Source organism: Pseudomonas tructae (genome assembly GCF_004214895.1).
Classification (GTDB): Bacteria; Pseudomonadota; Gammaproteobacteria; order Pseudomonadales; family Pseudomonadaceae; genus Aquipseudomonas; species Aquipseudomonas tructae.
This window is the reverse complement of the sequence record NZ_CP035952.1, coordinates 1344842-1356603: the sequence shown is the minus strand read 5'-3', so window position 1 is coordinate 1356603 and position 11762 is coordinate 1344842. Positions and strand designations below refer to the sequence as shown.

12 protein-coding genes are annotated in these 11762 nt (G+C 60.7%); 5 read left to right on the top strand and 7 right to left on the bottom strand.

Features of this window, described 5'->3' with window-relative positions:
- The first annotated feature begins 145 nt into the window (after positions 1-145).
- From EXN22_RS06200 to EXN22_RS06185, 4 genes are read left to right on the top strand one after another with little or no spacing between them, the layout of a single operon-like run.
- Complete coding sequence (locus tag EXN22_RS06200; RefSeq protein ID WP_130263230.1) at positions 146-859, top strand: ABC transporter permease; 714 nt, start codon at positions 146-148, stop codon at positions 857-859.
- A gap of 14 nt (positions 860-873) precedes the next feature.
- Positions 874-1782, top strand: coding sequence for a glycine betaine ABC transporter substrate-binding protein (locus EXN22_RS06195; RefSeq protein ID WP_130263229.1), 909 nt, complete (start codon positions 874-876; stop codon positions 1780-1782).
- Between the two features lies 1 nt (position 1783).
- Positions 1784-2431 carry an ABC transporter permease gene (locus tag EXN22_RS06190; protein ID WP_130263228.1) on the top strand — a complete coding sequence of 216 codons (648 nt, stop codon included), beginning with the start codon at positions 1784-1786 and terminating at the stop codon, positions 2429-2431.
- Positions 2428-3579, top strand: a complete 1152-nt coding sequence (locus EXN22_RS06185) for an osmoprotectant ABC transporter ATP-binding protein OsmV (RefSeq protein WP_130263227.1) — start codon at positions 2428-2430, stop codon at positions 3577-3579. Before EXN22_RS06190 ends, EXN22_RS06185 begins: the two co-directional genes overlap by 4 nt.
- A gap of 67 nt (positions 3580-3646) precedes the next feature.
- On the opposite strand, the gene EXN22_RS06180 is transcribed toward EXN22_RS06185, so the two are convergent.
- The 4 genes from EXN22_RS06180 to EXN22_RS06165 all read right to left on the bottom strand — a co-directional run bounded on the left by EXN22_RS06180 (position 3647) and on the right by EXN22_RS06165 (position 7935).
- Positions 3647-6085, bottom strand: a complete 2439-nt coding sequence (locus EXN22_RS06180) for a TonB-dependent siderophore receptor (protein ID WP_130263226.1) — start codon at positions 6083-6085, stop codon at positions 3647-3649.
- A gap of 108 nt (positions 6086-6193) precedes the next feature.
- The gene (locus EXN22_RS06175) at positions 6194-7168 is read right to left on the bottom strand and encodes a FecR family protein (protein WP_130263225.1); all 975 of its coding nucleotides are present in this window, start codon (positions 7166-7168) and stop codon (positions 6194-6196) included.
- A 17-nt stretch (positions 7169-7185) separates the two neighbouring features.
- Entirely contained in the window at positions 7186-7674 is a 489-nt protein-coding gene (locus EXN22_RS06170; protein ID WP_130263224.1) for an RNA polymerase sigma factor, read from the bottom strand.
- Positions 7675-7728: 54 nt separating this feature from the next.
- Positions 7729-7935, bottom strand: a complete 207-nt coding sequence (locus EXN22_RS06165) for a hypothetical protein (protein ID WP_130263223.1) — start codon at positions 7933-7935, stop codon at positions 7729-7731.
- Positions 7936-8320: 385 nt separating this feature from the next.
- Between EXN22_RS06165 and EXN22_RS06160 the strand changes: the two genes are divergently transcribed.
- Positions 8321-9484, top strand: coding sequence for a type III PLP-dependent enzyme (locus tag EXN22_RS06160; protein ID WP_036993923.1), 1164 nt, complete (start codon positions 8321-8323; stop codon positions 9482-9484).
- Between the two features lie 57 nt (positions 9485-9541).
- Here EXN22_RS06160 and EXN22_RS06155 read toward each other — a convergent pair whose 3' ends face one another.
- From EXN22_RS06155 to EXN22_RS06145, 3 genes are all read right to left on the bottom strand, one after another.
- Positions 9542-10036 carry a hypothetical protein gene (locus tag EXN22_RS06155; protein ID WP_130263222.1) on the bottom strand — a complete coding sequence of 165 codons (495 nt, stop codon included), beginning with the start codon at positions 10034-10036 and terminating at the stop codon, positions 9542-9544.
- A 140-nt stretch (positions 10037-10176) separates the two neighbouring features.
- Positions 10177-10929 carry a tetratricopeptide repeat protein gene (locus EXN22_RS06150; protein WP_130263221.1) on the bottom strand — a complete coding sequence of 251 codons (753 nt, stop codon included), beginning with the start codon at positions 10927-10929 and terminating at the stop codon, positions 10177-10179.
- A 1-nt stretch (position 10930) separates the two neighbouring features.
- Positions 10931-11611 carry a Fe2+-dependent dioxygenase gene (locus EXN22_RS06145; RefSeq protein ID WP_130263220.1) on the bottom strand — a complete coding sequence of 227 codons (681 nt, stop codon included), beginning with the start codon at positions 11609-11611 and terminating at the stop codon, positions 10931-10933.
- Positions 11612-11762 lie beyond the last annotated feature (151 nt).

Sequence of the window (11762 nt, the reverse complement as noted above, 5' to 3'; positions counted from 1 at the left end):
GCACTACGAGCCTGACGAGGCTTCGCTTATGGCGTGTTCCGCTCCGTTTTCGGACAACGCGCTGCTTATCGCGATCACACTGCCTGCCGCCTGGAATGGTGGCCGCCACGGGAGTGTGTTCGCCGACGACAAAAGGAGTCCGCCTGTGGCTAAACGCTATGGCAAGGGGCTGATGGGATGTGCCTTCGTGCTCGTCATCCTGGCCCTGCTGATCCACTGGATCGGCATCGAGACGATCGCGCACTACCGCGCCGATCTATGGTTCTACCTGCAAGCGCACCTGATGCTGGTGTTGCTGTCGATGGTGGCGGCATTAGCCGTGGGCATACCCGCTGGGATTGCCTTGAGTCGACCGCACCGGGTCGACCGCGCCGAACGCTTCATGCAGTTTTTCAACATTGGCAACACCATCCCCCCTCTGGCCGTTCTGGCCATTGCCCTGAGTGTCCTGGGCATTGGCGCCGGTCCCGCGATCTTCGCGCTGTTCCTCGCCTCCCTCCTGCCGATCGTGCGCAACACCTACGAAGGCCTGAAAAACGTACCCGCCTCGCTCAAGGAAGCCGCCACCGGCATCGGCATGACCCCGCGCCAGAGCCTCTGGCGGGTCGAGTTGCCCAACGCCGTGCCGATCATCGTCGGCGGTGTGCGGGTAGCACTGGCGATCAACGTCGGGACTGCACCGCTGTCGTTCCTGATCGGCGCCAATAGCCTGGGCAGCCTGATCTTCCCCGGCATTGCCCTGAACAATCAGCCGCAACTGCTGCTCGGCGCTGCCTGTACCGCCCTGCTCGCCCTGCTGCTCGACGCCCTGGTGGCGCAGTCCAGCCGCCGTTGGCTTGAACGCGGCCTGGCCCACTAAGCGAAGGAGATGTCATGAAGAGAATCGCCTTGTTACTGGGTGCGGCCCTGCTGTTCGCAGGATTTGCCCAGGCCGCGAGCAAACCCGTGATCCGCCTCGGTGCGCGGGTCTTCACCGAACAAACGGTGCTGGCTGAAATCACCGCCCAGTACCTCAACCAGAACGGCTTCGACGTACGTATCACCGGTGGCCTGGGCAGTAACCTGGCCCGCAGCGCCCATGAAACCGGCCAGCTGGACATGGTCTGGGAATACACCGGTGTCTCACTGGTGTCCTACAACCATATTGACGAACGTATGCCCAGCGCCGAGGCGACCTATGCCAGGGTCAAGGCACTGGACGCCAAGAAAGACCTGATCTGGCTAACGCCGTCGAAGTTCAGCAACACCTACGCCCTGGCCCTGCCGCGCAAGGTCGCCGAGCAGTACCCGCAGGTGAACAGCATCAGCGAGCTGAACCAGGTGCTGCGCGACGAGAAGGACCGCACCCACGTGGTGGCCCTGGACACCGAGTTCGCCAACCGTCCCGATGGCCTGGTGGGCCTGAAGCAAACCTACGACCTGCAACTGACCCGCCGCGACATCCGCCAGATGGACGCAGGCTTGGTCTACACCGCGCTGCGCAACGGCCAGGTGTTCAGCGGTCTGGTGTACACCACTGACGGGCGCTTGAGCGCCTTTGACCTCAAGCTGCTCGAAGACGACAAGCACTACTTCCCCGACTACACCGCAGCCCCGGTGGTGCGCAAGGCCGTGCTCGACGCCCACCCGCAACTGGCCAGCCTGCTCAAGCCGCTGGCCGAACAGCTCGACGACCAGACCATGCGTCAGCTCAACGCCAAGGTCGATGTCGAACACCAGAGCCCGAGCAAAGTTGCCGCCCAGTACCTGCGCCAGCATCCACCTGCACAGGAGCAGCCCTGACATGCTCGATACCTTTACCCATCTGGACTGGGCCCAGGTGCTGCACCTGACCTGGCAGCACATTACCCTGGTCGGTATCGCCGTCAGCCTGGCGATCCTGTTCGGCGTGCCGCTGGGCATTCTCATGACCCGCTTCCCATCCCTCGCCGGCCCCTTGCAAGCCAGCGCCACGGTGCTGCTGACCATCCCCTCGATCGCCCTGTTCGGCTTGTTGCTGCCGTTCTATTCCAAGTTCGGCCAGGGCCTGGGGCCATTGCCGGCGATCACCGCAGTGTTTCTCTATTCGCTGCTGCCGATCCTGCGCAACACCTACCTGGCCCTGACCAACGTCGAGCCGGGCATCCGTGAGGCCGCCCGCGGCATCGGCATGACCTTCGGCCAGCGCCTGCGCATGGTCGAACTGCCCATCGCCGTGCCGGTGATCCTGGCCGGGGTGCGGACCGCCGTGGTCATGAACATCGGCGTCATGACCATCGCCGCGACCATCGGCGCCGGTGGCCTGGGCGTGCTCATCCTCACCGCCATCAGCCGCAGCGACATGTCGATGCTGCTGGTCGGTGCCGCGCTGGTGAGCCTGCTGGCCATCTTCGCCGACCTGCTGCTGCAAGCCCTGCAACGCTCCCTGACTCCAAAAGGACTGCGCCCATGATCGAACTCCAGAACCTCAGCAAGACCTTTCACGCCAATGGCAAAGACGTCAAAGCCGTCGACTCCGTCAGCCTGACCGTCAATGAAGGCGAGATCTGCGTGTTCCTCGGCCCCTCCGGTTGCGGCAAGAGCACCACGCTGAAAATGATCAACCGCCTGATCGCGCCCACCTCGGGCAAAGTACTGATCAACGGTGAAGACACCACCGGCCTGGATGAAGTGACCCTGCGCCGGCGCATCGGCTATGTGATCCAGCAGATCGGCCTGTTCCCCAACATGACTATCGAAGAGAACATCACCGTGGTCCCGCGTCTGCTTGGCTGGGATAAGCAAAAATGCCACGAGCGCGCCCGCGAGTTGATGAGCATGATCAAGCTTGAACCCAAGCAGTATCTGCAGCGCTACCCGCGTGAGTTGTCCGGTGGCCAGCAACAGCGGATCGGTGTGATCCGCGCCCTGGCCGCCGAAGCACCATTGCTGCTGATGGACGAACCCTTCGGCGCGGTCGATCCGATCAATCGCGAGATGATCCAGAACGAGTTTTTCGAGATGCAGCGCGCGCTGAACAAGACCGTAATCATGGTCAGCCATGACATCGACGAGGCCATCAAACTGGGTGACAAGATCGCAATTTTCCGCGCCGGCAAACTGATTCAGATCGACCATCCGGACACCCTGCTGGCCCATCCTGCGGATGACTTTGTCAGCAACTTCGTAGGCCAGGACAGCACGCTCAAGCGCCTGCTGCTGGTGCGCGCCGAAGACGCCGCCGACAACGCACCGTCGCTCAGCCCGCAAACACCGGTCAGCGAGGCCCTGGAACTGATGGACGAACATGACCGCCGTTACCTGGTGGTCACCGACGGGCAGAACAAGGCCATGGGGTACGTACGCCGTCGCGACCTGCATCGCCAGCAAGGCAGCTGCGCTGATTTTCTGCGCAGTTTCAACGCCACCGCCTCGCACGATGAACACCTGCGCATCCTGTTGTCGCGAATGTACGAGTTCAATCGCTCGTGGTTGCCAGTGCTGGACGCCGAACAGGTGTTCCTCGGCGAGGTGACCCAGGAATCGATTGCCGCTTATCTGAGTTCGGGGCGTTCGCGTGGGGGTAAGTCCAGCATAGTGTCGCCGGCTGAAACGGTGTGAACGCATCGCGGGGCAAGCCCGCTCCCACACAGGTCTCGTGGGAGCGGGCTTGCCCCGCGATCAGGCCTCAGAAACCGACACTGGCCTGCACATAGAAGGTGCGCGGCTCACCCAGGTAGATCCCCGAGTTGTTGTCGCTGGAGCGGGTGTAGTACTGCTTGTCGAAGAGGTTCTTCACCCCGGCCGCAAGCTTGAGGTTCGACAGCTCCTGGCCAAAGTCATAGCCACCGCGCACCGCCCAGGTCACGTAACCCGGAATGTTGCCGTACTGGCCATCGGCACTCGGCTCGGTGATATAGTTGCCGTTGAAGCTACCGTCTGCGTTCATGCCCGTACCCGGTGCGCGCTGTTTCGATTGGGCGTAGGCATCCAGGTTCCAGGTCCAGCGATTGATCTCGTAACGCAGCCCGGCGTTGACGATCTGTCGTGAGTAGAACGGCAGGTCACGGCCCTTGAAGCCGGGGATCTCACCTTCATAAGTGGCGCGGGTGTAAGTGAACCCGGCGTTGGCACTCAAGCCTTGCAGGCGCGAATCGAGGCCGGACAAATCGTAATGCATCGAGGCTTCGATGCCCTGGTGCTTGGTCGCCCCCAGGTTGGTCCAGCCGATGTCGTTGCTGATGTACTGCAACTCGTCATCGAAGTCGATGTAGAACGCCGTCAGCTCGCCCCCCCAGGTGCCGTTGTTGTAGCGCGTGCCCACTTCATAGGTCTTGGCCTTCTCGGCTTGCAGGCCGTTGGCGGTCTGGTCGCCACTGCCACCCTGGCCGAGCTGGAAATACTGCAGGCTGCCGAAGGATGTCTCGTAGTTGGCGAACAGCTTCCACTCATCGGACAGGTGATACATCACGCTCAGCGCCGGCAGCGGCTCGTTGCTGGTCACGCTGCGGCTCTTTTCCTGCACCGGCACGCCGTTGGTACCGCGCACCGGACGCTCATGCCAGTCCGTGTTGATGTGTTCGAAACGGATACCCGGGGTGATGGTCCAGTTGCCGACATCGATCTTGTCATCGATGTAGTAGGCACTGGCTTCAGTACCGCCAGTGCGGTCCTGGAACACATGGCCGTCGGAGCTTGGGGTGACGGTCGGCACGTTGTTGACCAACGCCAGGCGGCTCGACTGCTCGTGCATCGCCTCCTTGAGGTAGCGGTAACCGACGCTGACTTCCTGGGTGGTGGGACCTGCGAAGAAGATTCGCGACACCCGTGGCTCAATGGCGAAGGTGTGGTAACTGCGTGGATACGACGACAAGGTCTTCTGGTCGCGGGCGGCAATAGTGCTGCCACGGAAGCTGTCGGTGTAGTAGGTCTGCACCTCGAACTGAGTGACATCGTCGATCTGGCGCAGGTATTTGAGGGACACATCCTTGCGCCGGCCGCTGAAGTTGTCGTAGTCCCGATCGGACTGGTACGGGTCGTCGTCGAACTGGGCCTGGGTCAGGCCACCAGGCATGTCGGCCTTGGCGTCGTAGTAATGAAAGTTGAGCCAGAACTCGTCGCTGTCGGTGACCGCCCAATGGGTCTTGAGCAACACGTCATCGATATCGTTGTCGTTGTTGCTGCTGCGATAGCCATTGCCGTTGACCCCGGAATACAGCAAGGCCGCACCCAGGCCATTGTCGGCAGTGCCGCCGAGGAACGCCGATTCGATGTGCTTCCAGCCGCCATGGCGTGACGTTTCCATCGTAGTGGACAGCTCACCGGTGGCTTTCTCGGGGATCGCCCGGGTCACGAAGTTGATCACCCCGCCAACGTTTTGCGGGCCATAACGCACGGAACCGGCGCCACGCACCACATCGATGCTGTCGAGGTTGCCGGAGGAGATCGGCGCCATCGACAGCTGCGGCTGGCCATAGGGGGCAAAGGCTGCCGGGATGCCGTCGATCAACACCGTGGAGCGTGGCGACAGCCGCGAAGTCAGGCCGCGCACGCCAACGTTCAAGGCGATGTCACTGCCGCCAGTACCGTTGGAGTCCTGCACCTGAACACCCGGCACACCGCGCAGCACGTCGCGAACATTCAAGGCACCCTGCTCGATCATCGCTTCGCGGCGCACCACGGTACGGGCGCCAGGATGATTCTGCACCACGGTTTCTTCGGCGCTACCAAGCCAGTCGCCAACAACCTTGACGTCGGTCGGGGCCAGTTCGAGGCTGCCAGTGGTCAGGGTCCCGGCAGTCTGTGCCGAGTGCAGGACGACGGTGCCCTGGGAGATTTCGTAGGTCAGGCCACTGCCCTCAAGCAACGCGCGCAATGCCTCTTCGGCTTGCAGCTTGCCGGAAACCGCTGGTGCCTGCTTGCCCGCCACCAGCTCAGGGCTGAAGAACAGTTGCAGCGATGTCTGCTGACCCAGTTGGCTCAACGCCGACGCCAGAGGCTGAGCCTGGATCTGGATACTGGCGACTGCCGGTGCGGCGTAGCTGCTGGAAATACCGCCGCTGACAGCCAGGGCCAGGGCCAGGGGCAACCAGCGGGAAGAACGCGGGGAAAATTTGTTGTTGTTCACGTCGTCAAGAGGTCCTGAAGGTCCATACAGATGTCAATGCCATGCAAATGGAAATGCTTGGCAGTTGCAGTTGGCCAGGAAGACGAACAACTGAAAATAAACCTGAATCTATTTTGCGATTATTTCGCTGGAGCCATCGGCATGGGCCTTGATCGCTACCGGCAGGATGCTTGGCAGCGCCCGCAACAAAGCGTCGGTATCGTCGGCACTGAAGGTGCTGCTCAGGCGCGACGCGGCAATTCTTCCGGGGGCGACACGCAGCGGCTGTTCCCGATAGCGCGAGACTTCCTTGACCACCTCGCTCAGCGGCGCATCGTTGAACACCAGCTTGCCGTTGCGCCAGGCGGTCAGTGCAGCGGCATCCACCGCATAGGGCGCAGCCACCTGGCCCTTGCTGTCGATATGCGCGCCCAGCCCGGCACTGAGCAGGGCCTGGGAAGCATCGCGGCCTTCGACCCGTACCGAGCCGTGCTCGACCGCGACGCGGGTTTGCTCAGGGTCCTTACGAACATCGAAGCGGGTGCCGGTCACGGTCACCGTGCCATTACCCGTGCTGACCACAAAAGGCCGCGCACTGTCGCCGGCGACACTGAACATCACCTCGCCCTCTCGCAGCTCGATGCGGCGTTGGCCGGCACTGAACTGCACGACCAGGTGCGTGCGGCCGTTGATTTCAAGCTGTGAACCATCCGGCAAATCGAGCTGACGCCGCTCGCCCAGGGCGGTCTGCAACTGGCCCTGATAATTGAGCTGATGCTGCTGCCAGCCCACCCAGCCCAGGCCCAGCGCCAGGGTCGCAATGCCGGCGGCCAGCGCCTGGCGCAGAATACGTCGACGCGGCAACTGACTGACCGGATCGGCCTGGCAAAGGGCTTCGAGGCGGGCCCGGGGCACCTGCCCGGCAGCATTCCACAGTGTATCCAGCAGATCGAATTCATACTGATGCTGGTGGTGCTCGGCCAGCCAGCGCTGCAGTTCGCCCTGTTGCGCTGGCGCCAGGTCACTCTCGCGGCTGCGGGCAAACCAGAGGGCGGCCTGCTCGCGCACGGATTCGCTGCCACAACGGCACGCGTCCTGATTCATGAAAACATTCGCCTGACTCATCTCGTCGACACATCCAGGTGCTCACGCAGATGCCGGAGCGTGCGGATCATATACTTTTCGACCATGTTCTTGGTCAAGCCCATGCGCTCGGCGATCTCGGCCTGGGTCAAGCCTTCGAGTTTCTGCCAGATAAATACCCGTCGGCAGTTGAGGGGCAGTTCTGCCAAGGCGCGCTCTACGCTATCGGCCAGTTCCACGGCATTCACATAGGCCTCCGGGTCGCCGCTGGCACTGGCACTCAACTCGAACGCGTCCTGTTCCAGCGCCTGACGGCGGTCTTCACGGCGGTAACCATCCACCGCAATGTTGCGCGCGGTCTGGTGCAGGTAAGCCCGTGGTTGCTCGACTCCGGTCTGGTCGTTTTCCAGTACCCGCACAAACGCATCATGCGCCAGGTCCTCGGCCTGCTGACGACTGCGCAACTTGCGCGTCCAGGTGCCGATCAGCTCGTGGTAGTGGTCGAGAAAGCCTTTGTGTCGCGACACGGTGCGGGAGTCTTCGCAGGCGATAAAGAATGGCGTGAATAGTAATGTTTCTTATTAAGACCGGCAATCGGAGATCGCCGCGGCCGACGAAGCGCTGTTGGCGAAATTAGTTCTTAAAAAAGTGTGTGGCGAACCTGCTGTCAGAGCGGAAAAAAATTTGAACGGCAGCGTCGAAATCGCACGCACACAAGAACCACCATGCAGCCGAAAATTCCCGATATTTGCCGCACTTTCGCCACCAACTCCGACGATCATATCCATTTGCGTGTTCTACAGAAGATCCCAGCGTATACGGGTATTTTTAACGCTTTTGCCATCAAATTGAACATCTACTGTTTACCTGGGTCGGTTACAAAGAGGCCGACCCTTCCAGGGCGACGGACGTATGCAAAAACGCGACATTTTTTGTTGATCTTGAGCCCCCCAGGTCCTAAAGTTCGCGCCGAACGTCCATGCTGGAAACGATCCATCCGGCTCAAGTACTGACGACGAGACAGCAAGGTCACCCGTAGCCGCTTTATTACGCACGGTTGACCTTTTTGCTTTCGGCGACATGCCTTGGGAAGTAGGCGAACCAAAGTGGGGATACGGAGGACGTTCAGTTGCAGCCACTTATTTTTTCAGTTTGCCCATGGAGTCCCTAAGCATGTCGATTCAGGTCGAAGACTACTTCGCGCGCGATACCTTCCAGAAAATGAAGGCCTTCGCCGACAAGCAAGAAACCCCGTTCGTGCTCATCGACACGCAGATGATCAGCCAGGCCTACGACGACCTGCGCGCCGGTTTCGAATTCGCCAAAGTCTATTACGCGGTCAAGGCCAACCCGGCCGTGGAGATCATCGACCTGCTCAAGGAAAAGGGCTCAAGCTTCGACATCGCCTCGATCTACGAGCTGGACAAAGTGATGGGCCGCGGGGTCAGCGCCGATCGCATCAGCTACGGCAACACCATCAAGAAGTCCAAGGACATCCGCTACTTCTACGAGAAGGGCGTGCGCCTGTACGCCACCGACTCCGAAGCCGACCTGCGCAACATCGCCAAGGCCGCCCCAGGCTCGAAAGTCTACGTGCGCATCCTCACCGAAGGCTCGACCACCGCCGACTGGCCCTTGTCGCGCAAGTTCGGCTGCCAGACCGACATGGCCATGGACCTCTTGATCCTCGCCCGTGACCTGGGCCTGGTGCCTTACGGTGTATCGTTCCACGTCGGCTCGCAGCAGCGCGATATCAGTGTCTGGGACGCAGCGATCGCCAAAGTGAAGGTGATCTTCGAGCGCCTGAAAGAGGAAGACGGCATCGAGCTCAAACTGATCAACATGGGTGGCGGCTTCCCGGCCAACTACATCACCCGGACCAACAGCCTGGAAACCTACGCCGAGGAGATCATCCGCTTCCTCAAGGAAGACTTCGGCGACGACCTGCCGGAAATCATTCTTGAACCGGGCCGTTCGCTGATTGCCAACGCCGGCATCCTGGTCAGTGAAGTGGTGCTGGTAGCCCGTAAATCGCGTACTGCCGTCGAGCGCTGGGTGTACACCGATGTGGGCAAGTTCTCCGGCCTGATCGAAACCATGGACGAGTCGATCAAGTTTCCGATCTGGACCGAGAAGAAAGGCGAGATGGAAGAGGTCGTGATCGCAGGTCCCACCTGCGACAGCGCCGACATCATGTACGAGCACTACAAGTACGGTCTGCCGCTGAACCTGGCGATCGGCGACCGCCTGTACTGGCTGTCGACCGGTGCCTACACCACCAGCTACAGCGCGGTGGAGTTCAATGGTTTCCCACCACTCAAAGCCTACTACCTCTGATTTGGCAGCGATGGCGACGCCTAGGCGTCGCTATCGCCTCTGCGGTGCACTAGCAGGTCACGCCAGTATCTGTACGTGTCGAAGTCCGAAGGTCAAGACCTGTCCCTTACGCACATTCAAATAGTGCCAACCATCATCGCTTCGGTGATTGCAGACCCGGTAGCCATCCTTGTCTCGCAGATGAAAGCGCTCCCTCTGAGCGCCTGATTGCTCATTGAGCCGCTCGATTTTCCACAACGGCGCATCCTGTTCTCTGTAGAAACCCAAGTAGCCATTGCGGCTGATGTTCATCTTGCGCCCCTGGTAGCCCTCTACGTCGGAGGCGCAACTGACCTGGTAGTGGATCCTGTCACCCTTGGTCTGCAGATAGTCGAAACGAAACTGGATTCCGGCGACCTGTGCGCCCATGTTCTGTATTTGTAGCCAACCGCTGCTGGCCAGGTCGGTCCCACTCAGCGAGTGAGTCGTCTCAGAAACACCCACCCAGCCGAAGTGCTCCGGTGTGATGCAGATCAGACGGGCCAGAAAAGATTGCATGTGCGGAATATTCATAGAGCCTCCTGCTCTTTCGTTCAGCCCGGTTGGGCTGGGGCTAAAACTTGCTCCAACTCCCTGCGCAAGTGAATCCAGCAGCCCTTCCCATCCGAGGTCACGTCTCGACGCATGAACAGGGTCCGGACATACAATCAGGATTACGCCTGCAATTGCCGCAGGCGTTGCTTGTAGAAGGGTAGCAACGCCCTGATCCTGGCATTATCAACCTGCTCCAGACTGGCAATGCTGCTGCGCAAAAAGTTGGCATTGCCATGTTCCAGCGCCCGACGTAACCAAACCAGCGCCTCCTCGATTTCGCCTTGCTCGAGCAAAACGCTGGCATGACTGAATTGGCCACGAAAATCACCCGCCAGGGCTGAACGTCGATACCAGCGCCTGGCCCTGGCCGGGTCAGCCGTGCACCCTAGGCCCAACTCCAGATAGCGCCCCAACAAGTTCATCGATTTGGCGTGCCCTTTCTCGGCTGCCCGGCGATAGGTTGCCAAGGCAAGGCCCTGATCCATTGCCACTCCCCGTCCGGTACCCAGCAGGTTGGCATAGTTGTACAAGCCCCAATCCAACCCTGCCTGTGCCGCCTCCCGGTAGTGGAAAGCGGCCAGAACCAGGTCACACGCACCGCCCCAGCCATGCTCCAGGCAGCGCCCGAGCATGTTATGAGCCATTGCACTACCCGCTTGGGCTGCAATAGCGAACCACTTGCGGGCCAGTGGCAGGTCCTGCTCGATGCCTCGCCCATCCAGCAGGATCTGCCCCAGCAGCAGCTGCGCCTCGACACCTCCTTGCCCCGCGACGACGAGAACCGCCTGGGCGGCTTTGCCCGGACTGTGCTCGAGCATCTTTTGCAACTGTTCGGTGTCAACCAGCTCTTTGCGTCGCAGTTTAAAACTCACTTCAGACCTCGGCCCAGCGGCGCAACAGGTTGTGGTAGGTGCCGGTCAGCTGGATCAGTGCCGGGTGCTCGGGCAGGTCGGCGCTCAGTTGCTGGATGGCGTTATCCATCTCGAACAGCAGGGTGCGCTGGCTGTCTTCGCGCACCAGGCTCTGGGTCCAGAAGAACGCCGCATAACGGGCGCCACGGGTCACCGGATTGACCTTGTGCAGGCTGGTGCCCGGATACAACACCAGATCACCTGCCGCCAGTTTCACCTGCTGCAGGCCGTAGGTGTCCTGAATCACCAGCTCGCCACCGTCATAGTCCTCGGGGTTGCTCAGGAACAACGTCGAAGACAGGTCGGTGCGTACCCGCTCATGACTGCCGCGCGGCTGGCGCAGGGCATTGTCGATATGAAAGCCGAAATTACCGCCTTCGCGGTAGCAGTTGATCAGCGGCGGAAAAACCTTGTGCGGTAATGCCGCCGACATGAACTGCGGGTTCTGCCACAGGCGCTCGATCAACGCTGCGCCGATCTCCTTGGCCAATGGATGAGCTTCAGGCAATTGCAGGTTGTGCTTGGCCTTGGCCGACTGGTGACCTGCGGTGATCTTGCCGTCAGCCCACTCCGTCTGCTCCAGCGCCTCGCGAATACGCTGGACTTCCTGGGTGGTAAACAGCCCGGAGATATGTAGCAGCATGGTGTGAACACCTGAGGCGAGAAAAGACGTCAATGGTATTGATTCCCATTGCCCCTATTCAAGCCTTTTCGGCGGGAGAGACGTTTCAGCAGCAAAAAACCGCCAGTTACAAATCGTAAAGATTGTAAATTCAGCGCAATTGGCAATGCTT